The sequence below is a fragment of the Lysinibacillus sp. FSL K6-3209 genome (genome assembly GCF_037976175.1).
Taxonomy (GTDB): Bacteria; Bacillota; Bacilli; order Bacillales_A; family Planococcaceae; genus Lysinibacillus; species Lysinibacillus sphaericus_D.
The window spans coordinates 638571-665479 of record NZ_CP150264.1 but is presented as its reverse complement, the minus strand read 5'-3'; the positions used below and the strand labels follow the sequence as shown (position 1 = coordinate 665479).

General features: G+C 35.5%; 16 protein-coding genes. 5 read left to right on the top strand and 11 right to left on the bottom strand.

Annotated features, from left to right (window positions below; all coding sequences use genetic code 11):
• Window positions 1–45: 45 nt before the first annotated feature.
• Both MHH88_RS03180 and MHH88_RS03175 read right to left on the bottom strand, forming a co-directional pair.
• Window positions 46–510 carry a hypothetical protein gene (locus tag MHH88_RS03180; protein WP_339261555.1) on the bottom strand — a complete coding sequence of 155 codons (465 nt, stop codon included), beginning with the start codon at window positions 508–510 and terminating at the stop codon, window positions 46–48.
• A gap of 88 nt (window positions 511–598) precedes the next feature.
• Window positions 599–1801 carry an ATP-grasp domain-containing protein gene (locus MHH88_RS03175; protein WP_339261553.1) on the bottom strand — a complete coding sequence of 401 codons (1203 nt, stop codon included), beginning with the start codon at window positions 1799–1801 and terminating at the stop codon, window positions 599–601.
• A gap of 570 nt (window positions 1802–2371) precedes the next feature.
• On the opposite strand from MHH88_RS03175, the gene MHH88_RS03170 reads away from it, so the two are divergent.
• Window positions 2372–3253 carry an Rgg/GadR/MutR family transcriptional regulator gene (locus MHH88_RS03170; RefSeq protein ID WP_069510722.1) on the top strand — a complete coding sequence of 294 codons (882 nt, stop codon included), beginning with the start codon at window positions 2372–2374 and terminating at the stop codon, window positions 3251–3253.
• Between the two features lie 39 nt (window positions 3254–3292).
• On the opposite strand, the gene MHH88_RS03165 is transcribed toward MHH88_RS03170, so the two are convergent.
• From MHH88_RS03165 to MHH88_RS03155, 3 genes are all read right to left on the bottom strand, one after another.
• Window positions 3293–4375 carry an S-layer homology domain-containing protein gene (locus MHH88_RS03165; protein ID WP_339261548.1) on the bottom strand — a complete coding sequence of 361 codons (1083 nt, stop codon included), beginning with the start codon at window positions 4373–4375 and terminating at the stop codon, window positions 3293–3295.
• Window positions 4376–4582: 207 nt separating this feature from the next.
• Complete coding sequence (locus tag MHH88_RS03160) at window positions 4583–5242, bottom strand: S-layer homology domain-containing protein (RefSeq protein ID WP_339261546.1); 660 nt, start codon at window positions 5240–5242, stop codon at window positions 4583–4585.
• 79 nt (window positions 5243–5321) lie between these two features.
• Window positions 5322–8810, bottom strand: coding sequence for a hypothetical protein (locus MHH88_RS03155; RefSeq protein ID WP_339261544.1), 3489 nt, complete (start codon window positions 8808–8810; stop codon window positions 5322–5324).
• 435 nt (window positions 8811–9245) lie between these two features.
• Between MHH88_RS03155 and MHH88_RS03150 the strand changes: the two genes are divergently transcribed.
• Window positions 9246–9863, top strand: a complete 618-nt coding sequence (locus tag MHH88_RS03150; RefSeq protein WP_339261542.1) for a hypothetical protein — start codon at window positions 9246–9248, stop codon at window positions 9861–9863.
• A complete protein-coding gene (locus tag MHH88_RS03145) occupies window positions 9860–11116 on the top strand; it encodes an HlyD family secretion protein (RefSeq protein ID WP_339261540.1) in 1257 nt (418 codons plus the stop codon). The genes MHH88_RS03150 and MHH88_RS03145 overlap by 4 nt, the downstream gene beginning before the upstream one ends.
• Before the next feature lie 376 nt (window positions 11117–11492).
• Here MHH88_RS03145 and MHH88_RS03140 read toward each other — a convergent pair whose 3' ends face one another.
• The 3 genes from MHH88_RS03140 to MHH88_RS03130 form a co-directional block, all read right to left on the bottom strand.
• On the bottom strand, window positions 11493–13388 hold the full coding sequence (locus MHH88_RS03140) for a glycosyltransferase (protein ID WP_339261539.1): 1896 nt from the start codon (window positions 13386–13388) through the stop codon (window positions 11493–11495).
• A gap of 215 nt (window positions 13389–13603) precedes the next feature.
• Window positions 13604–15097, bottom strand: coding sequence for an S-layer homology domain-containing protein (locus MHH88_RS03135; protein ID WP_103977426.1), 1494 nt, complete (start codon window positions 15095–15097; stop codon window positions 13604–13606).
• Window positions 15098–15340: 243 nt separating this feature from the next.
• Window positions 15341–18394, bottom strand: a complete 3054-nt coding sequence (locus MHH88_RS03130) for an S-layer homology domain-containing protein (RefSeq protein WP_339261536.1) — start codon at window positions 18392–18394, stop codon at window positions 15341–15343.
• A gap of 538 nt (window positions 18395–18932) precedes the next feature.
• Between MHH88_RS03130 and MHH88_RS03125 the strand changes: the two genes are divergently transcribed.
• Window positions 18933–20357 carry an MBOAT family O-acyltransferase gene (locus MHH88_RS03125; RefSeq protein WP_339261534.1) on the top strand — a complete coding sequence of 475 codons (1425 nt, stop codon included), beginning with the start codon at window positions 18933–18935 and terminating at the stop codon, window positions 20355–20357.
• Between the two features lie 10 nt (window positions 20358–20367).
• On the top strand, window positions 20368–21549 hold the full coding sequence (locus MHH88_RS03120; RefSeq protein ID WP_339261532.1) for a DHHW family protein: 1182 nt from the start codon (window positions 20368–20370) through the stop codon (window positions 21547–21549).
• A gap of 165 nt (window positions 21550–21714) precedes the next feature.
• Here MHH88_RS03120 and MHH88_RS03115 read toward each other — a convergent pair whose 3' ends face one another.
• The 3 genes from MHH88_RS03115 to MHH88_RS03105 form a co-directional block, all read right to left on the bottom strand.
• Window positions 21715–22722, bottom strand: a complete 1008-nt coding sequence (locus MHH88_RS03115) for an acyltransferase family protein (RefSeq protein ID WP_339261530.1) — start codon at window positions 22720–22722, stop codon at window positions 21715–21717.
• A gap of 128 nt (window positions 22723–22850) precedes the next feature.
• The gene (locus tag MHH88_RS03110; RefSeq protein WP_339261528.1) at window positions 22851–23966 is read right to left on the bottom strand and encodes a hypothetical protein; all 1116 of its coding nucleotides are present in this window, start codon (window positions 23964–23966) and stop codon (window positions 22851–22853) included.
• Complete coding sequence (locus tag MHH88_RS03105; protein ID WP_339261526.1) at window positions 23966–26740, bottom strand: AAA family ATPase; 2775 nt, start codon at window positions 26738–26740, stop codon at window positions 23966–23968. Before MHH88_RS03105 ends, MHH88_RS03110 begins: the two co-directional genes overlap by 1 nt.
• Window positions 26741–26909 lie beyond the last annotated feature (169 nt).

The following is a 26909-nucleotide window of genomic DNA, read 5'->3' as shown; positions in this document are numbered from 1 at the left end:
TGAGCGCTCAATCTAACACTTTTTCCTTTAAGCATTCTAACTGACTTATTCAATACTAACATTCCCTACATATTGTGCACTGCCTGCTGTACTGCTAAATTTAACTTCCAAAACATAGCTTCCTTTGTCGGTTGGGAATTGAAATTCTCTGAAATCATCAAATTCCAGTTCAATTCGCTCGTCATCTTTTAACAGAAAAGCTGACACTTGTGCATCAGTCCAAATATCTCCACCGTTTTTTTCGTTCTCCTCAAAATCCAATGATGTCTTTTGACCTGGTAAGACCTTTATTTCATCCAATGACGATGCGTATTTTTTAATATTTTCGATGGACTTCTGTACATCTTCACTTGCTGTCTTCCAACTGATATTTGCTTCTGTTAATTGAACAGAGGAATGATCAAAATTTAAATGAGCAGTTGGCACTCCAACATCATAGTCTTCACCAATACAGCCTGTTAGCATAAAAGCAAAAAGCAATCCAATCAATAAATTTACAAATGCTTTCATCTCACACCTCATTATTTTAGTTTAGGCTACATTGTCAATATTAGCGCTTTGACTTGCTAGTGTAACTAAACTGTATAAATCACTTAAATCATCGTAATGAATCACGATAAATCTCTTCAGCATATTCAATTTCTATCGTTTGAATTGCTAATCGACAGTTCTCAACTGCTTCTTCAACATTTCTCCCTTTAGCAATAATAAAGCCATGTTTGTCTTTTGGACTGTTCATTCCTTTTGTGACATCGCATTCTTCAATATTGCATTTATAGGCTACAATGATTTCATCCACATTTTGGATATTCAATTTCTTTATTTTTTTGTTCGGTTGGAATCTAAAGAAAATAACTGCGGCAGCAGGATATTGTTGATTTACATCATATTTTTGCCAATTCTCTGTATAGATGGCATCTAAAGTCCATTGTATTAGATCAATACCTGAAACGAAATGATGCAACGCTACAATCTGGTCGCCACCTGTTCTACAATGAGCAGCAATTATTTTAGGACCATATGTGGTAATTTTTATCTCTATATGGCATGGGCCGAAAACTACACCTGTTAACGTTAAAAAATTTAAAACAAATAGTGTAATCTCGGTTATTAATTCATCATTTAAAGTTGTTGGCACACTGTGACCATACGTTACAAAATCAGATTCTGTATATTTATCTGTAATGCCCACGACATAGTGTTTTCGATTAAAAGAAAAGGTTTCAACACTAATCTCTACCCCTTCTTGGTAATCTTCCGCTATCAGAGTTGTCGGATTTTCTTTATCCAAAAATTCGTATACTTCTTTAAATGTGGAGATTTTTTTAGCAACCTTACTCCCTGTTTCAATGCATGGTTTAAGAATAAATGGAAAACCATTTTCATTAGCGAATTCTATTAATGCTTCTTTAGAATTGATGAGTTTAACATTGACATAACTAAAATTATTACGGTTTAGGAGATTACGTAAGTTACACTGGTTCTTAAATAATTTTATTTGCTCTGATTGTTTATATTTGTTTAATGGATATTCCTCTTGTAATGCCACGACAGCATTTTGACCGTCTCCTGTAAAGGATAAAATAGCATCTACGGGGTATTTTATTAATATCTTTCCTACTTCTTTTTTTAATAAAGTTATATCCTTATAATCTATTTCATAGTAAATATCATCTAATTTCAATAAATCTTTCAGCTGTTTTTTTTGTTCTTTCTCGATACATATCACTTTTATGCCTAATTTCTTAATTGTCTTTAATGTATTCACACTACAATCAATAACCATTATCCTTTTTCTCATATTTTTTCTCCTTTTAATCCATTTGTTATGAAAAAACATCCTAAAAAATTAAATAATAGTTACATATCTCTTTATTTGAAGTTTTGTTCATAAATCTTATACAATTGTTATTTACAGATAAATTAAAAAGGGGAGGATAATGCAGATAATTATTATGATAGACAGGGCTATAATTACTTTTAATGCTTGATAGGCAATACAATTAGGCATAGTTAAAAGGCCTGAGTCGATACACTACCGATTTCAGACCTTAACTGACTTCCCAATTAACGATTTTGCATGTATTTATAATTCCGAAGTTAAAAAATACTACTATACGTATTTAGCTTGCTAGCTATTTAAAATTCGAAAATATTTACTACCATTATCCAACTAGTATAAAGTTTTATTAACTACCGATTAAGTCCCAAATAAAACCGACAATCGCTGAAGAGTTAGCCGTAAAGATTTGTATGCCTGCCCACATCATTGTTTCCCTCCTGCCATTCCATTTTCTATATTATCTTATGTTATCAATTTTATTTGTTAAAATGTAAACAAAAGTTAACATTTTACGAAGGGACGAAGTATATGAAAATTGGAGAATTAATTCGAACGTTACGTCTACAAAAAAATTTACGTTCTAACGTGCTCTACAAAAATCTACTAAGTCGACCTGCTATTGTTAAATTTGAACGTGGTGAAAGCGATACAACAGCTGAAAAATTTTTAAAGATGTTAGATCACTTAAATATTACGTTAGAAGAATTTAGTATCATTTATAATGACGGGAATAAGGACTTGGATTACATGAGAAAGTATGTAGAAGCTTTCTATAACCGAGATGTCAATGCGTTATACATGGTCGCCGAACAAGTTGAAAATGAATATACATTTACGAACAATCTTAAATTTTTGCATTATCGATCTTTAATTTTGTTATTAATTGATGATGTTCGTGGGACCGATGAACATCTTAACGAAATAACGCTGCTTCAAGAATATTTAATGAACTGCGAAAGTTGGGGTTATTACGAAATTACCTTATTCGCTAATAGTTTAAGCTTCTATTCTATAGAATTAATCGACCTTGTTTTTGAGCGTGCCAAAAAAACATTGCAACGCTATCAAAATCTTACACGGTACCGTAACGAAATTGCCTTAATGATTTTCAATATTTTAGAGAAAAAAATTACGTGCAAGGATATTGATGGTGCTAAAACTTATCTTACGGAGTTAGAAAATATAAAAGTAAGTGTAGTAGATAATATGTACATGCAAACAATGATTAAATTTTTCTCTGCCATCATCGCTCTTATTGATGGTGATACAACGAAAAACAAATCAATACTGCAAATTATTGAAGTTTTCTCTTTGTTGGAGCTAAAACTTAAAGCTGCACAATGCCTAGAGTTTTATGACAAAGTAAAGGGAATATATACAATAAAAATAAAAGAGGACATCTTCTCCTAGTAAGTGTCCTCTTTTTCCTATTTTTCCACTGTCATCAAGTTATTGACTAGAAAACAATTGTACCCAATAGAAATTCCCTTTACCATCCACTGCAATGGCAACACCGGTGTTTGTATAATTTTCTCGTAAAATATTATCGCGATGTGCTGGTGATGCCATCCACGCTTTAACAGCCGCCTCTGGAGTCGGAATATTTCTTCCTATATTTTCACCTAAGCTCGTATATGGATAATCAAATAATGTTGCTAAATCCCATGGCATTCCATAGTAAGGTGATTCGTGCTCAAAATAATGACGATTAATCATGTCCTGTGCCTTGATAACAGCCACTTGTGTTAAAGCTTCATCATAGTTAAGACTTTGTAACTTTCTTTTTTGTCTTTCATTATTGACTAACCTAATCACATCATTAGACATGGCAGATGAGTAATTTTTAGTCGAAATATAAGACTTCGATAAGTAATCATAGGCTGCTTCGAAATTGGTTAGTGTCATTGAAAAATCAAGACTCCGTTCAACTATGGAGGCAAATTGTGCACGTGTTACCAATTGATTCGGGGCAAATTGTTTTGCATTGACTCCTTTAATAATGCCCACATCTGCTAGTGATTCAATATAATCCTTTGCCCAATGCCCTTCAGTAATATCACTAAACTTACTATGATTTTGTGAATCAACTTCAATATTGTAAGCAAGCGTTATCATTTTAGCAATTTGCATGCGCTTCAATGGCACATCAGGATTAAAACAATCGCCATCTTGTAATATTCCTAATTCCACCAATGCACAAACTTCCTTGTAATAAGGATGAGCTGGAGATAAATCTCGAAAATTAGCTGCAGAGGGAGCAGTCATATTTAGTTGCATTGAACGGGCAATTGCTGCCGCTGCCTCCGCTCGCGTAATAGCCTGCTCTGGCTTAAATGTCCCATCCTGATAGGTTGTCATATATTGCTTATCCAACATGTGCTGAATGGAACGATTCGCCCAATGGGTAGATGGAACATCCTTTACTGATTCTGCCGCTAAGGCAACATCTAGTAAGTTTGGAAGAGGCATAGCATGTGGTGTAGCCAGCAAAATAAGCGACAAACCGACAATACTAGGTACTTTTTTTAACATAGCTACCTCCTTAAATATGTATGGAAATTTTTGTATTCATGCCGATAATTCATCGCTTCATATAAGCAACGAATATCCGCTAGTGTTTTCGTCTTTACCCTATTTACCACATAATAAACATACCATTATTACCTGTTTTTTCCTACAAAGATTTTTAAAAACATCACTCTACAGGCATGTTCATTCCCAAGAGTGATGTTTGTCTTGTTATTCAACCCCAATAATGTATAGGTCATTATTATTTTTTTGTAGTATGCGATAAAGGAATAAAGCCATTTGACCACGTCGTACATCAGTATACGGAGAAAATGTCGTAGCGCTAGTACCTTGCGTAATCCCATAATCTAATAACGTTTGAATATATCGATTGGTTTCAACATCCTTTGTAAAATCTGTAAACGGTGCAGTTAACGATGTCGCTTGCTGTAGATGAAAGCCTAGTGTCAGCATTTTTGCCATTTGACTACGCTTAATAGTAGCATCCGGATTAAATTGATTTCCTTTTTGGATAATACCATTAGCTGCTAGTGCTGCAATATAGCCATAATACTGATGCGAAGTTGGCACATCGCTAAAACCTGGATTGTCCACGTTGTTCGTTTGCAATTGAAGCGCTTGTGCTAAAAAATAAGCTGCTTCTCCACGCGTTAAATGTTGATAAGGGCTAAATGTTGAAGGTGTTGTACCAAATACAATGCCTTTATTGTATAGCTCGCTTACTGCATGATAGAGCTCAGTCTCACTATTATTGCTTGTAATATCTACAAATGGCATAGGAGCCGCTTCCGTGGGAATTACGGCAACACAAGGTGCTACAGCTAAAGCCGTAGCAAATGCCCATGCATATTTAGTATGCTTTGTTTTCATAGACCTTTGCCCCTTTGTAATTAAAAGTATTTTAACCATTTAAAATAACGAAAAGAGGGACCAGCCCTCTCTTCGTCCATTAGTCCAATCCTAATGTCTTTGCATGCTCTTGTAAAATGCGATAGTTGTAAACTAAATCTTGTTGCTCCAACGTTAGTGAGCTATATAGTTTTTGTGCTGCGATCACTTTCTTTTCAAATGTTTTTGAATCGGGATCTAGTTCCCCAATCGCATTGACTACTTTTAACACTGCTGCTATATCTTTTTCTGCACCTTTTAGCTTATCGTAGTTGATAACTTGTCCTCTTACTTTGGAGTCTAGCGCCTTATACGCAGCTACTGCATTTTCAACATCTTGGATATACGTACTGGATGTTGGAGAAAGACTAGCGATAATCTCCACTACTTTTTTTACTTCACTCATATTTTTCTCTGCTTCTAGTAAAATCGAATAATTCGATACTCTTTGTTTATCCGCTGTATTAAGGCTATCGTAGTCTTTACGAACGGACTCAATCATCCCAAAATACATTTTATCGCTCGGTTTTAAAGCTGCAATACTCTTGTAGACGTTAATTACATTATCTAAAGAAAGAAGCACTTGCTCATTATAGACGTATTTACGTTGTGTAGCCGTTAAATTATCATAGGCTTTCAAAATCTTTTGATATTGACTATCCATATTTTTAGATGTCATCAATTTATCAATCTCATTGATAACACTAATAACTGGCTTAATCAATTTTTCTTGGTCTTGTAGCGTTCTATAATTCGCTACTGCCAATTGCTGATCTTTCGGCAATGCATTAAAAGCTGCACGAATTTCCTCAATACGTTTGACATATTGGTGTGGTTCAATATTTGGCAACTCATCAATCATGCGTTGGACATTGCCAGCACCTAATATGCTTGTTTCCGCAGCTTGCAACAACTTGTAATTCGTCACATACTGCTGCATTTCTTTGCTGAGTGCTTCATACAATGCACGCGCATGTACAGTATCTTCTTGGAATGTTTTGCTCGATGCTTTTAACTTACTAATTAATTCGATTACGTTAGCTAATGGTTCATAGCTTTGTAATGTTGCCATATTGTTGACAAACGCCTTTTGTTCTTTTGTCAATTTATCATACGCTTTACGTGCTGCATTGACCTTGCTAACAAAATTATTGGCATTTGGGTCTAACGTATCGATTTGCACCATGACACTTAAAATTGGCTTCACTTGTCTTTCACGATCCGTTAATGTCTTGATATTTGAAACGAGCTTTTTCTGTCCAGTTGGTAGTTTATCGTAAGCAACACGCGCATTCATTAGCTTAGTTAAATAATCCTCTGCTTCTGGAACTGCCGCATCTATTAATGCAATCACTGTACTTGCGGAAGTAAGCTCCGTTTCCGCTGTCACCAGCTTTTCATAGTTGATGATTTTCTGTTGTTTGTCTGGTGGTAGTGCATCATAATTGGCACGTGCAGTTTTTAAATCGTTTAAAAACGTCTTACTTGTAGGCTTTAACGTTTCAATTAACCCGATTAATGATGCTACATCTTCGACAGCTGTTAACTGTTCATAATTGGTCACGCGCTTTTGAGATGCTGCATCTAATGCATTGTAAGCTTTACGTGCAGCGATTACCTTTTTCGTATAGTCTTTATTGGCTGGGTTTAAGGCAGAAATTAAATTAATAACCTTCACTACGTTCGCATTATTTTTCTCATACGTTGTTAATGTTTTATATTGCGTTACTAATCTTTTTGCATTTTTGTCCATCGTTTTATATTCAGCCGATAATGCCACAACTTTTGCAACAAATGTCGCATCTGGTTCATTGGCTAATGCATTGACTCTATCATCAAACTGTTGAGCAGTAGTGATATAGTTGTTGGCTGTTAACAACGCTGTGTAGTTCGTCACTAACGCTTGCGCTTCTGGGGACAGTTTATTATATTCTGCAAGTAAATTAACAACCGTGTCTTTATAATCTTTGCGTGACGTATTTAACCCCATAATAGGATCGATAAGATTTATAGCGTCCACTTGATTCTTTAAGTTTTTATAGCTTTTAACATACTCGCGTTTGGTCGAATCTAACTTTAAGTAAGCCGTGTTAGCAGCCTTTGCTTTTTTTGTATAATCTTTCGCCGTTGGATTTAGTTTTTCAACTAACGTAATAACATTTAAAACAGCTTTATGAGAGCTCTCCCACGTTGTTAACTCTGACAAGTTTTTCACGATTTTTTTCACACTTGCCGCGTCAATTTTTTGTCCAGCAGGTGCTACAGGCGTATTATAGGCTATACGCGCTTCTTCAATTTTCGAGATTTTATCTGGGGCATTAGCAATTTCAGAAATCAATGACTCAATGACTTCTGCAGCCACAATATTAGATTCAGCTAATTGTAAATCTTCCGCATTTTTTACAAATTCTTTATTAGAAAGCTTATCATATTCCGCTCTTGCCGCCTTTACTGCTACACGATACGCGTCCGTATTAGAAATACGTAATGCTGTAATTTGCTTGGACACGTTGGCCGCCTCTTGGAAAGGTTTTAAATCGCCATAATTGGAAACTAAACGTTTCGTCTCTGCGTCCTTTAAATTGTTATAAGATGCTTCAATTGCTGCTACAGTACTGATAAAACTTGTAGCTGTAGTAAAGTCTTCTGGTTTTTTCGTAGTGAGTTGCGTAATACTTGCAACAATCTTATCTGCAGAAGATAAATTGACTAGCACATCTGTATATTTTTTAAATGGCGTAACTGTTGTGTTATTCGGATTATATGCTGTAACAATTTTCTTTTGGTCAGCAGTTAGAGCATTATAGCTTGTTGTTACTTCAGCGGCTGCTGTAGCAATATCACTAGAGCTCGAAGATGAATCTATTTTAGAAATTAAATCCTCTAAGTTAATAATCGTGATGTCTACTGCATTTGCATCCTCATTCATTTTTACAAGCTTGGCGATATCGGCACCGTTCTTTTTAAAATAATTATTACGTTCCGTGTCGTCATAGCCGTATTGAAGTGATGTGCCGCGAACAGATGAAACAATGTCTTTGGCATTATTTGCTAATGCTGTATCGACAGCTACATTAAAATCATTTTGGACAGCCAGATAGGAATTGGCTGCTGAAGTTGAACCTAAAAATGTCGTATACTCTGCTTGCACAGCGGCAACATCGTCAACAAATGTTCTACTTGTATAGGTAATTGCATTAATGCTTTTACCTAGTTCATTTAATTTTTTGACGAACCCTCGTTGTGCCACTACATACTCATATTTCGCTTGAATAAAAGCTCGTTCATTATCATTAAAATCGGTCGTGCTTAATACTTTAACATCGCCATCTGCAATGACCATCTCATTTGCTGTGGATGTTTCAGAAAGCTTGCCAAATTGCTCGATTGTTTTATTTCTAGTTTCCGTTGTTGCTACGGCGTTCACATAAGCTACTTGTTCAGCTTGTGCGACAGTTTGTGTTTGTGCTTGTGCTTCTTGTACATTAGCAAGTGCTGCTGGTGTTAATAAAAGGCTCGTTAAGACACCCACTTTTAAAGGTTTCTTCAACTTGCTCATCCTTTCTTTTTACGTTATATAGGAAAATAGATATGTATCATATATTGCGAATCTACTATCTTTAGTATCGGTGATAATAACTTGATTTCAAGCTATTGTTGTAAACTCACATACAACCTTTACTAACTTACAGATAATTGCTATTTTTAGATAGAATAGACTTTTTAAAGGAAGTTATTGTTAGAATACTATATAATTGTGATAGACGCATTTATCCCGCGTCGGACGTTTAAAATTAAGCTTAATTAAAGTCCCACCTTATTGAGAGAATTCGTTAAAAAAACTAGCATTTATACTATGTCATTTACCAGTAACTAGGTGTATACTACATCTTTAATATTTAATTTATTAGAAAGGGAGCTAGATATGTTTTATCACTACAAGTTTTGGCATAGCTTAACGCATCCCCTGAACTTTACACAGGCTTTGGAAACAGGAGAAATAAGAGGCTATAAAAAGCGTTCCTTTACGATTTTCTTTCTCTTCATGCTCCTTTTTGCAATACGTGAGTTTTGGGGATTAGGCACTGAAAGTTTAACAACATTATTTGCAACGAACCAGCAAGATGAATATTATACAGCCCGTTTGCTATCAATGGTCGGAGCCATTGTTTGGGGAATCATTTATTTTTGCTTCCACTATTATGGCGTTACATATATATTACATCTATTAACGGACATTCCTTACAAATGGATTCAAAAAGTACAACTGTTTGTAATGGCATTTATACTTATTGAAAAGACCATTTTATTTGCAGTGTTTTACGCAGTAGGCTACTCTACAACCTTCTCCTTCTTATCACTTGCCCCTGTGGTACAGCAAGTGATAGATAAAGATGTTGTATTATTCATTATTAATCAGCTAACAGTTACTACTGTACTGACGATTATTGTGCACTTTACTTTCCTTTCTAAATGGGAGGAAGCAGCAGATCGCAAAGCGCTGTTAGCAAAAATTATTATACTGCAAGTAATTATGGCTGTTTTCGTTGGGATGATTAGCGTACTACCACTTCAAGAATGGATTACAAGGGGGCTAGGATGATGCGTTTTATAAAATCCAGACCTTGGACAAGCCTTAGTATTATCGTGATGGCGATTTTAGTTGGCGTAAATGCCTTCTACGTATTCAAAGATAATAGCAAAGTAGCCCGTTCCTATTTTGTTGATGAATTTCAACGAGCTACTGTCGGTGACCGTGTAGAAACGGTGAAAAAAGATGCCATTGTTGCACCAGCCGAAACGTATACAGTTTCTGCGGATGCAAAAAGTTTATCAGCAGTAAATGTAAAGCGTGGTCAGCAGATTCAAGCAAGCGATTTACTCGCTACCTATAAAACAGAGCAAGTTGACGATGAGTTAACAAAGCTTGAGGCTGAACGGGATGCCTTTGAAACTGAATTAAGTGATTTGCAATCCGCCTTGTCACAAATAGAATCGGATTTCGGAGGCACAGATAATCCGAAAAGTTCGATCAATACAGATCAAATTAGTGATAAATTAAATGTCACAGTAAAATTAGAATTAGGTCAACAAAATACTCCATCTACAGCGGTAGCTATTTTAAATCGCCATATTGCAGAAGCTACACGTCAAATTGCCGTAATGGATGCACAAATTGCGCAAATACAAGCACGCCAAGGAGTCGTAAGCCCTGTTGATGGTGTTATTGCCAACGTCACAGAGGAAGCTGGTACAGTCACATTTGAAATTTTTTCAACAGAAAAAGCAATGCTTGTCTACTTATCTGAAGATGAATGGCAACAGGTTGCGGCTGGGCAAAGGGTCGATTTTGAACTACAGCATTTCAAAGATAAGCTATCAGGTATCGTACTTGAAAAATCAATGATTGCTACAAATCATGACGCTATATGGGCAAAAGAATTAGCAAAAACGGCGAAACTACCGAAGCCTAGTAATTATGAAGTAATGCTACAACAAGACGATGTATTAGAAAATATTCCATTTTCAACAGTCGGTCAGGCTTCCATCGTCGTTAATGAAGCTTTTGATGCTTATAAAGTGAATTCTTCTTGGGTCAAATCAGTAAAAGGCGCAAAGAGCGTCTATATTATTGACGAGGACGGAAAAATCCGTCTTGAAGATATTGAAGTTGCTTTTTCAACGAAAGATTCAACGATATTCACAAGCTATATAGATGTTGGTACACCGATTCTAGCTAATGAAAAGCGTAACATTTTAGCACGCACTTTCCGCTCAATGCCCGTTAAAAAAATTGAGTGGCAAAACTTTAAAGAAATTGGCTGGAAAGACTACGTCAAATATATAATTTTCTAAACTAAAATGGAAAGTGTTAGATTGAACTCAATCAATCTAACACTTTTTTTGCTGCGCTGTTGTTGTCCGCTACGGCGGTGCTTTCCGCTCAGCACAGTAAGCCGCAACCCTCGCTACGCGCGGTCTATTGCTTCTAACATTATGTGCTGTTTCCGCCGGAGTCACCACCTCCGCTACCAACAACTAGTAACCCTTCTAATTTTTTAATTATTGCACAAGCAAGAATAGCTAAGTTTTCCATGTTCTCCATATAGCAAAAATTTATGAACACCTTTCTTCTGTTTCTTAAATTTTTTTAGTTATTTCCCAGCCTCTTTTTTTGCTATATCGTTATGTCCGCTATAGGAGTGCTTGTTACATGTTCTACTCCATTGTTTTATTCCTTTAATCTGTTTTTAAAATATTGCTGATTATCTAATATAAGTTTATTTGTTGGATCGTATTGTAATGCTTGTTCATTATAATTATTCGCTATATCATATTGTCCCAGACGATCGTAACAAACAGCTAATTGAATATACGGTAACCATGTCCAAGCGATATGTTCAATTAAATTCCCCTGTTTTGGTTTGTTCTTCATACTGATTGCTTGTTCATACCAATAAATAGCTTGTTCATAATGGGAATCTGCCAAAAATCTCGCACCTAAACGACAACAGCATTCTGGACGAGGCGTGCTATAGGCTAATGTTTTTAATAAATATTGCAACTGTCTATCAGCATCATTCAGCATTTCATAACAATCTGCTATTTTTATACAAGCTGCCATTTCATCCTCTATCCAACCTTGTTTTGTCGCTAAAAATTGTTGATATTTATCAATGGCTTCCTTGTATAATGCATGGTCTTTTAATTCATTTCCAAAATAAAATAAATCTCGTGCCGTAAATATCTCTTGTTGTGCTTCCCTGCGCTTATAAATTCTCAAGTTACGGTCAGTATAGGCTTTTTCTTTGCGATGTGTAATGGCTATATTACGTTGCATAACATTCCCTTGGACAGCTAAATATTCATGAACTGCCCCAACCCATTTAAAATCGCAAGAACGTTTTACTACTCTATTTCTTTTAAGGCTATATGTTGGATTGCCAATTTCATCAAAGGCTAAATGATAATCCATCATCACACTATCCACTTTGTTATTCGTTAGTTCTTCTAGTAAGTTTAGAAAATGTGTTCTTTCGCTTTCTTCTATAATGTCATCTGCATCTAACCATAAAATATAATCCTTGGTAGCTTTGCTAAAAGAAAAATTGCGAGCTTGTGAAAAATCATCTTTCCATTCAAAATCATAAATAAGACTTGTGTATTGCCTGGCAATTTCTTTCGTTTTATCCGAGGAGCCAGTATCTACAATAATTATTTCATCCACAAGTCCTTGAACAGAAGATAAGCAACGCGCTAAAACTGGTTCTTCATTTTTGACAATCATACATAAGCTAACAGTCGCTTTCTGCTTTTCTCCAATAATGATTTCATTTTTAAATTTTTCCGCACCAACTAGGTCTGACTCTCGATAAATATGAAAAGCAGGCAAGCGAGTATCAACAAATAATGGTAATTCTAAAGCGGAAGCCCTTATGCAAAAATGTCGATCTTCCCCCCAAAACGATAGATTTTTTAGCTGTTTAAAGCGAGCACCCTTTAAAAGAGCTTTTCTACTTACTAATGTGCAAGCACCTAGCCCACCTACTTCATAGATACCTGGTACTTTTAATTTATTGACAAAAGCGGACGTTCTATTGGCGATCTCAATTGGTTCTAATTTTTCACCATTATTAATCTCGTATAATGTATATTCATCCATCATCCACACTTGTGGTAACGCCGTTTCATTTTTGTTCCATTTAGTCCAGAAAATATTGGAGATAATTTCTTTTTGTGCATTCCATAAGTTTTGAAGTGTATTCGGATACAACATTAAATCAGAATCTATCAGTAGCAAACCATCATATTGTAGTTGAATTGCATGTTCAATAATCATATCTTTCATTTTCCCTACTTTTTCAATTAGCGAATCGGTCCAATAATGTGTGTGTTCATCCTTCCTATACAGTTCATTTTGTTGACTATTTTTAATAATTTTTACACCTTCATTTTGTGATTGAAATAACGTCAAAAGTTCCGTTGATTGTTGGTCGTCATTATCGTCAATAAATAAAAAATCCACTTTATGCTCGTCTTTGTTTAACGACTGAAGTGAAAACAAAAAATAATCTAAAATTAAAGGTTTTTGTCGTACAGGACTAGCAATTAATATATGAGGTTTCATGCAGTTCTCCTTCATTTGGTGTTTTTTGAAAATTAAACAACATACCTTCCATACACGTCTTCACTCTAGAGCCAAATAGGAACTTCATCGTTATATCATTATTCATCTTTTATTTAATTTGTGACAAACCGTTACTATATGCTTCAACTAATGAAAAAAGTGAAATTGACAATTGTCAATTTCACTTTTTCATATCATGATGTTTTATTGGTGAATTACCAAGAATTTTCGATATCCTGTTGTGTTGCTAATTCGTAATACATCGTCGTTATTCCACTTACTTCATACATCATTCCTTGGACGAATAACTTTTCACCATTCGTACCGTTTAGGCGGATGGCAAAAATTGATTGACCTTTACCAACTTTTTTAACTGTTACCCCATCAGCAGCATTTTCCACATCAACAATTTTGTGATCATACAATGCTCCTGTAAATTGCTCTATGTGAACATCTTTCACGGTAAAGCCTATTTCACTCTTCGGAATGAAAACACTGCTAACTTCAACTGCTGCTGAAGTATACATTTCATAACCATCTGTTTCAGCATGAATACCTACACGTACAGATTGTCCTTTATCATCCGACAATGTTGCAATGTAGTCACCTGCCTGCAATAACTTCAATTCGTAATTGCCGCCTTTTGGAATGCTTTCTGGCTCCCAACCCTCAAAATTGAATGGTTGATAGACGTAGACTTTGTCACTTACTTCATGACCATTTGCAGTTGTTAACTGAATATGAGACGGATTAAAGCCTAAATCCTCTTCGAAAAGTAATGCTGAACCCGGTGTGATTTCATCTGTTTGTTGGCAATCAAGCTGAAGTTTGCCATCCACTTCTGTAACGACTACTTTATATTTTTGCGTGTCGATAATCTCATAGTTTTCTTCATTATCAATATTGTAGCTAACTAACATAAAGTAGCCCGATCCTTCACGCAATGCTTCTACCGTCAACCCATTCGTTGTTTGATGAACTTTGAAAAATTCATGCTCCCCATCAGCCGCTATATTATCATATGAATAGGCTTCTAGTTGAGTAGCTCCAAAATCACGCGCAGCGAAATTTTGGACAACGCGATTTGCTTGCATCGCCTCTATGCGATGAATAAATAATGCAAGCTGTGAACGTTTGACTGTTTCTTTTAAACCGAATGTTGTAGGTGTAATACCCTTTGTAATATTGTGTTCAAACAATGGACCTACTGCATAATACGCATCAGAGTATTTTACAATATCCGTAAACGGCAGTGTCCAATCTTCAGTATTATTGCTTAATTGGAAGGCAGATGTTAACATGCTCGCTAACTGCTCACGTGTGATGGCTTGATTGACACCAAAGCTACCATTGGCAAAGCCTGTCGCAATTCCCTCATTTGCTAATGCTGCAATGGCGCCGTAGTATTCGTCACTTTGCTTAACATCGGTAAATTGAGGGTCCATTACATTTTGCGTATCTAAAGCCAATAAATTTGCTAAAATTTTGGCTACTTGTCCACGTGTGACATCTGCAAACGGCTTAAATGTACCATCTGCATAACCATTAATAATTCCACGCTTAGCTAAATCTTTCACCGCAGCTCCATACTCTTTCGTCATATCCACATCGCTAAATCCTTCAGCTGCGTGCGCTGTCGGCACTACTACAATGGCACTTGTAGCTAAAGCCGCAACGATTGCTCCTTGAAATAATTTATTTTGTTTCATTCACTCGACCCCCTACGTCTTTTCACTATCATACTATGATAATACGTGGAAATAATACTAAAAGTTTCATATTGTACTATAGTTATGTATGTTTATAGCATTGCAGCAAAGTTAATTGTATTCATACCCGCTGTTTTTTCCATAAAAAAAGCCTTGTGACTATGATGAATCAAAAGATTTCATCTAATCACAAGGCTAGTTATAACACTAGTAAACTAGTGTATAAAGTAACACTTCGTTTTATTAAGGAGTTACAATTGTTGCTTTAAGTTCTTTTGTTGCGTTACCAACTTTAATTTTTAAAGTTACTTTAGCTTCTGTAACGCCAGCTTTTAATGTAGCTGTTGCAGCTGCAGTACCGTTACCAGCAATTGTTACATCAGTAACTTTTTCAGGTACGATTGTAACTGTTTCTGCTGCAAGTGCTTTGATTTCTTTGTTACCATATTGGTCAACAGTTGCAACGTTTACTACCACTGGAGCATCTCCAGTAGATTTTAAGTTTGCTACAGTTGCACCAGATGCTAATGTAGCTTCTGTAATAGTTTTCGCTACGTTGTAATCAGCTAAATCTACTGATACTGTTGATGCTGTAAAGAAGAAATCTTGTGTTTTTTCAGCGTCAGCTGAAACAACGAATTTTTGTTCTAATACTTCACCAGTTGCATTAATTGTTACTTTTAAAGTGAATTCTGTATCAATTTTGTTTGCTGCTGGAGTTGTATCAGTGTTTAAAGCTGTGTCAGCGATATTTACTTTACCTGCAGTTACAGCTTGTGGTGCAGTTAATTTACCGCCAGTTACTGTTGCTGTATATTCGTTTGGCTCAAGTGCAACTTTACCGCCGTTTAATAAACCGTTAACAGTGATTTTTTTGTCAGTTGCTACTTTTGTTTTACCAATTTCAGCAATTTCGTAACCTTTGTATTCTGTACCATCAGTTACTTGTACTTTTACTTCTACAGCAGAATCAATTGTGCCATTTGGCGTTACTAGAGCAACGTTTAATGTTGCAGTACCATTTTTAAGTGGTGTAACTTGGTTTGCATTTACTGATACTACATCAGAAGTACCAACTAATGTAACTGTTACAGGAGCTGCAGAGTTTTTCATTTCACGACCGTATTGGTCTTCAATGATTAAGTGATCTTTTGCAGTAATTGTCACTGGTGCTTGAGCAGTTGAAATTACTAATGGGTTTTTAAGGCCGCGAACTACAGTTGGTACTGCTGCAGCTTTAACATCTACAGTGATAGTAGCAACTTTGAATGTTGAAGTTTGGAATACTAATGCTTGTGTTCCAGCTGCTCCAAATGTAGTTTTGTAGTATACTTGACCGTCTTTTACTTCAAGAGCAGATTCAGCAACTGGTGTGCCGCCAACTTTAATACCTTTGTTAGCATCAGCTAAGATTTTTTTGTTAGTGATAACATTGCCTTCTTTATCAGTAACTGTTAAAGGAATTAATGTAGCTTCGTTAGCAACTGCGATTTCTGGTTGAGAAACAGAGATTGCGTTAGTTGTAGTAGTTTCTGCCACTTTCACAGTGTATTTAGCAGATTGGCCGTTAGTTGTTGAAATTAATAATACATCAGTATCACCAGCTTTTAAGATTGATGATAAAGCAACTACTAATTTATCTTTTTCGCCAATTTTTACTTTTGTTACTTTGTTATCGATTGTTAAGTTTGTTGTGTTAGTGTTTGTAATTACTAAACCACTTGCTTTAGCAGCATCTGTAATTTCTTTACCGTATTGGTCTTTAAGGTTTAATACGATAAATGCTTCAGAAGCTTTAGAGTTATCATTTAAAACTACTTCTTCACCTTTAGCGTTGTAAATACCTGCTACTTCAATAGAAGAAACTGTAGATTCAGCAGATAATTTCACAGTTTTAGAAACTGAAGTACCTGTAGCAGTATCAAATAATACAACTGGTACTAAATCGCCGATTTTTTTACCTTCTACAACAGCGCCTGATAATTTAACTACACCTTTAGCAGCATCAGCTACAACAGTTGTGTTAGCAGTATCATTTGTTTTTAAAGAAGTTGTTTTTGTAATATCTGTACCGTATTGGTCTTTCACTACGTAACCAACAGTTGCAGTTGTACCTGCAGCGAAAGTACCGTTAGATTGGATAGCTGTATCAACTACTGCTACTTCGTCTAAGATTTCGATAGAAGTAACTTTTTGAGCTTCGATTTTAACGTCGCTTGTTAATACTTTTTCAGTTAAACCAGAGATGTTTACAGTGTAATCTGCAGCTTGGAAGTTTGTAGCGCCTACTAATTGAACTGATTTTTTGTCAGCAGCCCAAGTAAGAGTTACATTTTGCTTGAATGTACCGCGTAATAATTCAATTGTAGCTTTAGAAGTATCTTCTACTGCTTTGTTGAATTTTACTTCGATTGTTTTAGCGTTAACAGCTTTTACAGATTCTAATTTAACTTCAGCTACTTCATATGTAACTACAGCTGAATAAGCTTTGCCTTCGATTTCGAAGTCTACTTTAGTTTCTTTGTTTTCTGGAAGTGCAGTTTCTAATTTTACAGTATGTTTTGTATCATCAGAAAGAGTTACTTCTAATGTAGTTGCGTCAACAACTTTAGCTTCTTTTACAGTTAAAGGAGCTTCTGCAATGTTCGTGATTGTACGGTTTAAGAATGATGCGAATTGACCACGAGTTAAAGTGTTTTTAGGGTTGAACGCTTTAACGTTTGTAAGACCAGCATATTCTAACGCGATAATTGCTTCACGGTTTTCGTTAGCTGTAGCGTTATCTAAGTCAGTGATTGTAGATTTGAAGTCAGATTCTTTGTAATCTGCAACTAAGTCTACACCGTAAACAGTGTTGATAGCACGTACTAATACTACTGCCATTTGTTCACGAGACATGTTTTTAGTGTACATTAATTGGTCGTTAGAACCTTTGAATACGCCAGCATCTTTAACAAGTGCTGCATATTGTAGTAATTCTTGGTCTGGAGCTGTAGTTGGTAGGTCAGTGAAACGAGCTTTTGTTGCATAGTCAGCTGGCACTTCATAACCTTCAGATACTAACCATTTACCTAAGAATTTTGTTACGTTACCGCGTGTTACTACTGCATTTGGTTTGAATGTACCGTCAGTGTAACCTCCTACGATTTTAGCGTCCGCTAATGCTAAGATTGCGTCCTTGTGATCACTATTTTCAATATCAGAAAAGCTTGCTGCGCTAGCTACTGGTACGATTGCTGATGCTACTAGAGCTGCTGATGCTGCGCCGACAACCCATTTACTATATTTTTGTTTCATGTGCAAAAACCTCCTAGATAAATTAGCCACTTTTGTGACTACGTTTCTATTATAAAAGAAGTAGAACATACATTTCTATGTGCAATATTTGGAATGAAGGATGTGGTAATAGTTTATCTTCATTGGTTACAAATACATTTATTAGTTTATTTATAATTTGTTTTCCATCCGAATTTTGGCATACTAACGTTTCTTTTGTTCGAAAAATATACCATTTTACCCATAGTTATTGAGACTTTTTCCCTTCCAATAATTTTTAAGTAAGCCAAATATCTCACTTAAAGGAATAGTGAACAAATCGTGAATTTAAGTTACAATAATATAGGTAATTTATTCATTAATTCCCTTGGAAAAATGGATTAATATTTTATGGAAACCAGAATCTAGCGATAGCTATTAAAATAAATGGGCATTACTAGACTTCTAATAGTGGTAAAACTCGGTTTTGTGGCGTTTTGCTCGGGTTTTGTGGCGTTTCACATTAGTAGCTTGCGATTCACGAAGTTTTATTTTTTACAGAGATGGGGATTTGACAGAAATGGTATTTAGTAGTCTTATTTTTTTATATGTCTTTTTGCCATTAGTGATTGTTGTGTACTTCATCTCTCCGAAGATGCTACGCAATACGATTTTACTGTTGGCAAGTTTGTTCTTTTACGCTTGGGGTGAGCCGAAATATGTGCTTCTCATGATGCTGTCCATCATACTCAATTATGTGCTCGGTATCGTTATTGAAAACACCGCTTCCCAGTCCAAGCGCAAAACGTTACTTTGGTTAGTCATTGTTAGTAACCTAGCCATCTTAGGCTATTACAAATATGCTGGCTTTTTCGTGGAGATTGTCAATAATTATTTGACGCAACCTATTAAATGGCAGGCTGTACCGCTGCCAATCGGTATTTCATTTTACACGTTCCAAGCTCTTAGTTATGTAATTGATGTCTATCGTAAGGACGTAAAGGCACAGCGCAATTTTTTAGATTTATCACTGTTCATTACATTATTTCCGCAACTCGTTGCAGGCCCTATCGTTCGTTATCAAACGGTAGCTGAACAAATAAAGAAACGAATTGCGACAGCAGAAGATTGGATGATTGGGACGCGTCGCTTTGTACAAGGGTTGGCGAAAAAAGTACTGATAGCCAATCCGATGGGCGAAGTTGCCGATCACGTCTTTAGCTTATCAGGTGGGGATTTAACAACGGGGACTGCCTGGATTGGGATTTTAGCGTACTCCCTTCAAATTTATTTTGACTTCTCAGGCTATAGTGATATGGCAATTGGGTTAGCACGAATTTTCGGCTTTAAATTTGAAGAAAACTTTAACTATCCATATATAGCACAATCTGTTACAGACTTTTGGCGACGCTGGCATATCTCACTTAGCAGTTGGTTTAGAGATTATGTCTACTTCCCACTTGGTGGTAGTCGTGTTAGCCATGAATGGAAACTATATCGTAACTTACTTATTGTGTGGACACTTACTGGTTTTTGGCACGGGGCTAGTTGGACGTTTATGGCATGGGGCTTTTACTACGGTATCTTAATTTGCTTGGAAAAATGGGTGCTGTTGAAATGGTTGGCACGTATTCCACGCATCGTCCGACATATGTATATATTAATTATTGTAATGATTGGCTGGGTGTTCTTTAGAGCAAATGATTTTACATATGCATTTTCATTTATCAAAACGATGTTTGGGCTTTCCGATGCCGCACTGTACAATTATGAAACGATTTTACTGACAAAAGATTATGCGCTATACTTTGTCATCGCTATTATTTTTGCCATGCCGATTTATAAGCTTTATCAAACATGGAGTGAACAAAAGGCAGCCGCTTCCCTATCATTTGACTGGGGTCTGCGCATTACACAAACCATTTACTATGGTGCACTTTTGTTATTTATTACGATGTTTTTAGTAAACGCAACACATAATCCATTCATTTACTTTAGATTTTAGGTGGGACATCATGCGAAAAATTCAAACGTATCTATTACCAATTACATTTTTTTGCATTATTTTCGGTGGCTTCGTCGTGCATATATTAACGGTAGATCGGCCGCAATCAGAAATGGAAAACCGGCCATTAGAATCTGCCAACATTACGCCAAGCGCTACGGAAATTTTAACAGGGACATGGTCCAAGCAAGTAGAGTCGTATATTTCTGACCAGTTTCCTGCACGTGATACATGGATGCGCAATTATGTAAACTTTCAACGTGTTGTGGGCAAAACGTATTTAAATGATAAGTACGCTGTTGACGATAAAACTGGCTGGATTATTTCTAAGCCGGCCCCAGTAAAACCCAAAGAAGAGCTAGCTGCTTTTGCCTCTGATTTACAACGCTTAAGCGAAGGGCTAGCAGAAAAGCATATACCGTTTACATTTTACTCCCTACCAGCAAAGGCGACTTATTCACGTGAGCCAAGCCCACGCTATATGCCAGAAGATGCTGGTATTACAAACAATGTAAAACTGCACGAACTTGTTACCGCTGCAGGCGTAGACAATATTCGTCTCTATGATGAAATGCAAGAAAACTTTTCTGCCGAGCGCAACTTCTTTAAAACAGATCATCACTGGACAATTCGCGGTGCGTATTCAGGCTACGAAGCGCTTATCCATACACTAAACAAACGACTGGGCGAAACAATAGCAACCATTCCTTTTGATGAAGCCAATACATTTTGTTTACCAAATAAGTTCGCCGGCTCATGGAATAAAATACTCTATATGACCGTCGACAATAATGAACAAATTTGCTATAACGAACCCGCATCGTTTGCAACACAATTTACAATTTACGACGGTACAATTGAAGGTGGCGTCACTGCACCGTACGACGCAGTGTACGGTCGGGCGAAACAGATGAGTCCTGACGCAATAGTGAACTATGCGGATGCCTACAGCCGCGACTTTGCTGAACTTACAATCGTCAACCAAAACTATGACAGCGACAAACATCTCGTCGTTATTAAAGATTCATACTTTAACACCATTCAATTTCACGTAGCAAGTCACTTTAAAACTGTTACCATTTTAGACTTACGTTATTTAGAGAAGGATATTATTCCTTACTTACAAAACATGCAACCGGACTATGTTATTCTTGCCTATAATGATCGCAATTTAAAACTGATGCCCGAATAACTATCAGTCAATCACGTGATAACGAGGTATCCGCGGTTTGCTTGGGGTTACCCGCGATTCGCTCCGGTTTACCCGCGATTCGCCCCGGTTTACCCGCGATTTGCTTCGATTTACCCGCGATTTCCAAAACAACTACAAAAGCAGTGATTTCTAGCTAGTTAGAGATCACTGCTTTTTAACATTTTTCAACTTTCCAACAATCCATTGACTAAACGGTAAAAATGACAATAGTTTCGTCAGCCCGATGCAAACAACAAGTGTCCACAGCATAAGCATGGAAACACGCGTCAATGTGCTATCAAAATGTGCCACAAACCAGCTTGTCGATAGACGTAGCACTTCCCAATGGATAAGGTAAATCATAAACGCATATTGACTAATAATACGAACCAACTTCGTAGCTGGCAATGACTGCCCCCAAGCAATAACACAAAGCACAACACTAAAGACAAGCGGGACTATATCAAGACGCCTCGAATGCACCTCTGTATAGCCAAGTAACATACGAATCGTTAAAAACAGTACAGCAAGTACAACGAAAACAACCGTTGCACCTCGGTATTTCTTCGCCAATGCAGCTAGTCTCTCATAAGATACCCCCATCGCATAGGCAACTGCAAAATAACCAAGCCATCCTGTAAACAGCAAGCGTAACACGTTCGCATGCTCCTCAAAAATTGGATAAGGCAATGCAATGACCGCATGATGTACAAGCGTAATCAACACACTAAGCGGTAAAAACCAAGTAATCGACCATTTAAAACGCTTCATCAACGCAAATACTATATATAGCTGGAAAATAACTACAACAAACCAGCCGACAAACTCTCCATAAACTACATTATAAAAATACTTGTCCCATAACAAACCTTTACGATAAATTGACTCCACTAATAATGCATCAACAAAAGCCCACACTAAAAAAGGCACTAAAATATATTGAAGACGACTCGACCAAAAATTCATTGGTAGCCGTTCACGATAACGATTCGACAATATGATAATCGATAACACAATAAACGTCGGCGTTGCATAGCAAAGCGCAATGCGCAAAAACAGATAAACCTGTTGCTCGGGTTCTACACCAACCTCCAAAATTACCCATGATGATGTATGTAATAGTAAAATGGATAGGCATGCCACTACACGTAGGAAATCCCACTCTTTAATCACTACAACATTCTCCTAGTACTATACTCTCTCTATTAAGCATGTCATAGTTTATCAGATAATGCAATGGCACTAGTTGGTAGCTATTTTTTTAGTAAAACGCAAGCATCTGTGATGTAGGATATTAACATTTAAAGAGTAACGTTTATATTCTGTGCCTTTCTTATGGATTGATAAATTGCTCTTTTAAACTTATTCAATGGATTGCAGTAATCTTGTTCAGCAGGTAGCACTCCAAAAATCCTTTCCAGAAGCGTGTCTGTTTCTAACTGTTCGCCAGAAAAAAGATCTTCTATATCATTAATAAAGGTTTGATTGTATTCTTGTGCTTTAGTTATCATATCTTCTATGATGAAATTGTGCTCTCTGTAAATTTCACTAAGTCTAAAGATCTTAATGGACTCCTTTGTATAGTTACAACCGTTTTCTTCTACTACAATATCCCACTCGCCTTTACTATTAAAACTATTATTACCACTATCATATAGGATGCCATCAAGATTAAAATCGAGCTTTGTGTCATCAAAATATGGATGATGATGCATCCTTGTATGATCCGTATCATCATTTTTTATTTTATTGCAAATACTGCAGCTAGGTATAAGATTATTAAAGGAAAGTCCAAAAAGAGGATATTTCGACTTTGGTAAATAGTGATCAAGTTCAGGCCTTGTCACAAATTTAGTTACCCCCCTAGCTTTTTTGCAAATAATAGTTAGCGTATACAGCCTGTTACAATATGGGCATGAATTAATTCCTAAATTTTCAGTAAGTGCATAACCATTGTAATTTTTTCTTTTTTTATTAGAAAAGGAATGGTAATTGAATATTTTTTCAAATAGTTTTTTTAAATCATTTTCTCCAACACCCAATGTTGTATAATCATATTCTTTGATAAGCGTAAGAAAGGTATCTCGATCAGCTTCTAAAATCCTTACAACATCTCGTTCAAGCTTCTTTATAATATCTAAGTATTTACTAGCGTTATTCCGATAGCCTGCTTTAACACAGTGAAGCTGCTTATCAATATCTCCCCTGACTTTCGTTGATGATTTACTAATACTTATTACTGGATTGACTAAGTTCTTCTTGTCCGCATCAAATGTAAGTGCATTATTAACTTGATAATCTTTTAGAAAAGTAAATATGACTTTGTATTTTTTAAGTTTATCCGTTACTTCTATTTGCAATTTATCAATATGAATTGCCATAGCATCTATAATGTGATGATTTTTTATTTCTATCACTATTGTAATCCTCTTCCTTTTTTTAGTAATTCCAGTTCTTCCTCAAGCTGCTTTATCCTTTGTTCAGCTTTTATACTTTCGGAAAACTTCTTTTTATACATTGACTCCAGCTTATAACGAATTAAAGGCTCCCCAATCATATCAATAGATTTCTTAATATATTGTCTTTCTACTTCAGTAACATCTTCCTTTTGGAATAGTTGAATTAGTTTCTTTATATGCTTATGAGCGACTTCTCCTAACGTCCCATTGTCCATAAAGAACGATGATTTTAAAATATCATGGATATTTTGAGCATAGGTCTGCTCCATTGTATATTTTCCACCTAACACGATTGTATGCTCTAAAGGAATATCTGACATGATAAATGGTGAGTTTGAAGTTAATAGTAAGTGAACGGTATTGACTATTTCATGATCCTTAAAGGCATAATTCAGTAAACTTTTGATATCACTAATAAAGCTCTTTTGCCATGCTGGATGGAAGAACATATCTCCCTCATCTAGTAGAATCATCAGGTTCTCATTTTGGTTGTTCTTTAAATAATCAGAAGAAATATCTTTTGTATTATAGTTTTTGACATATGAATTAGCTCTTGCTAGGGCCCCTAATATTCTCGTTACTTTTTTATGATTGCTCTCAAAGAATAGCTTTGCAAACAACGTAAGCTTTGCATATTGCCCTGAAGATAATCCTAGAAAGTCCAGTGTACAAATCCATTGCGAATTACTTGCCACAAATTGATACAAAGACGATAAATCTTTATAATCCACGTTCTTTAATTTAAAGCTTATATCATAGTATTCTTCTAAAACTTTTGAGCTTTCGATTTTTTCCCCAAAAAGTTTTGTCAAAGCTCCTTCAATATCTTTGGTCGAATTCTGATAAACTTTCACCTTTAACAAAACTCCATGAGGTAACGGAATACCTTCAGCAAATTCCTCGTTTAACGTTTCACTTTCACTAAGAAAGATCAACTTTTTATAGTTATCTTCATTAACTAGTTGCCTTTTGACCCCTTCCCTCTCTCTAGCATCTTTGATTCTTTCTAGCATTCTTAATTCGTTATTTGTTGACAAGTCTTTATGATTGCCTTCTACTTCTCTATCGTGCTCACTTCCAGTATAATTTGATAGCTCTGTAAAACTTGTATAACTTAATAAACTTGTGTTAGATAAAATTCCTGAATTCATATCGTATCGCATTTTCTGATACCTTATAGCAGACCTAACATCAATTTTATATCCATCGCCTTGTTCAAAATTATGTCTAAGAATTAAATTGTCTCCATCCTCATATATGATTAAAAATTTTTTAAAAGCATTTTCATCATTTTGATTGTTAAAGTAGTATTTGAACATATCGAGCAATGTTGTTTTCCCAGCACCATTTTTCCCAACTATCGCATTAATCATTTTCACCTTATCATGATCGTTATAAAGAACCGAGTCTAGTTCATTCGTGTTATCCTCTACAACCCATTCTTTGTTTTTGTATTCAACTTTGTATTTATCGCTAAATGTCATAGACTTATCTTTTAATATTTTGTGCTCTTTAATCCAGAAATAAATAAGCTTAATGTCACCTACTTCCCCTGTCCCAACATGACCAAATTCTTTTTTTAATATTTCCACAAAAAAATTGCTTAATTCATGTGCCTTATCATAGCTAAATATCTTCTCTTCTTCTTCATAGCTAATCTCAAATTGCTTGTCATCAATATCCTTGATTGAAAACAATAATTTATCTTTTGGAAAGCCTTTGCGAATTAGATATACACTTTTCGTTTCTGCATCTGAATCCATATCTTTTATTGTAAAAGCATACTCGCTATCATTTAGAGTAAGCAATGTTGGAAGGCTGACAGCGTTCATCATTTCAATATCGTCCCCATCGATTTTTAATTCGTTGGGTAAAGATTTAAAGACTGCCCTTTTTAAAACGTTATCCATTATCCGAACTGTCGTAAAAGTAAATTTTAAGCGCTTCTTTAACATAGAATTAATATTTGAAGTATGAATTACTGCATTGATTTGTTTAGCAGTTAATTCTTTACGATAAACAATATTTTCTGATAAGCGGGTTACAATTGCTTCAACAACTTCTGACTTATCCACTAATCCAAACACATTTTTAATTGTTCTAATACCCATAAAATCATAGCCTATACTCCCAGGTTCCCCAGCATATCCAATTGACAATGTTAACTTATTTATTTCCGATTCACTATATTGTTGTTCTGTTATATAACCTATAATGACAGTGTCTTTAATACAGTCCGAATAGTCGCTGAAGTTTTTAAAGTCCTGATATTTATAATAATTTTGGAACATTTCAAATAATAGTTTTTTAGTTTCAGAAGAAAAGCATCTTTTAAAAATATCTAGCTGATGATTTAACATGTCATTGCCTGCAAACTTATTTTCATCAATCATCCAATAGAAAGGTGTTAAGTCATAGGTTTTAAAGCTTAGAAAATAGTTAATATTTTCACTATTATTCTTTGTTATTTTCTCAATATAACCATCCATATATTTACGATAACGGTATAATAGGTTTTTCTTTTTACTTAATGTTTCTATAAATTTTTCTGTTAAAGCGATGTAGTCATATTTAAAATTCACAACCCCTGGTACATTTAATCCACTCCTTATTAATTTGTATCTTCTAATAATTTCATCCTCTTGATTAGATGTATCCTCCTCAACTTGATAAGTCTCAAGCATTTTTATTAAATCGCTAATTTCTTTTTGTAAACCTTCATTTTGACTCACTTAGTTCTCTTCCCCCAATTAAATAAAATCTTCAGTTTTCCAAAATATTATTTTGTAACATTCCATTTAGAAAAATGTGTTAATTATATTATAAATTAAGTATTAGGAAATTTGTTTCAAATATTATAAATTAAATAGATAAATAGATACACCGTTTCCATATTTTTTG

Coding starts and splice junctions, on each gene's coding strand:
- MHH88_RS03180 (WP_339261555.1), bottom strand. CDS start 510: ATGAAAGCATTTGTAAATTTATTGATTGGATTGCTTTTTGCTTTTATG.
- MHH88_RS03175 (WP_339261553.1), bottom strand. CDS start 1,801: ATGAGAAAAAGGATAATGGTTATTGATTGTAGTGTGAATACATTAAAG.
- MHH88_RS03170 (WP_069510722.1), top strand. CDS start 2,372: ATGAAAATTGGAGAATTAATTCGAACGTTACGTCTACAAAAAAATTTA.
- MHH88_RS03165 (WP_339261548.1), bottom strand. CDS start 4,375: ATGTTAAAAAAAGTACCTAGTATTGTCGGTTTGTCGCTTATTTTGCTG.
- MHH88_RS03160 (WP_339261546.1), bottom strand. CDS start 5,242: ATGAAAACAAAGCATACTAAATATGCATGGGCATTTGCTACGGCTTTA.
- MHH88_RS03145 (WP_339261540.1), top strand. CDS start 9,860: ATGATGCGTTTTATAAAATCCAGACCTTGGACAAGCCTTAGTATTATC.
- MHH88_RS03140 (WP_339261539.1), bottom strand. CDS start 13,388: ATGAAACCTCATATATTAATTGCTAGTCCTGTACGACAAAAACCTTTA.
- MHH88_RS03135 (WP_103977426.1), bottom strand. CDS start 15,097: ATGAAACAAAATAAATTATTTCAAGGAGCAATCGTTGCGGCTTTAGCT.
- MHH88_RS03130 (WP_339261536.1), bottom strand. CDS start 18,394: ATGAAACAAAAATATAGTAAATGGGTTGTCGGCGCAGCATCAGCAGCT.
- MHH88_RS03125 (WP_339261534.1), top strand. CDS start 18,933: ATGGTATTTAGTAGTCTTATTTTTTTATATGTCTTTTTGCCATTAGTG.
- MHH88_RS03120 (WP_339261532.1), top strand. CDS start 20,368: ATGCGAAAAATTCAAACGTATCTATTACCAATTACATTTTTTTGCATT.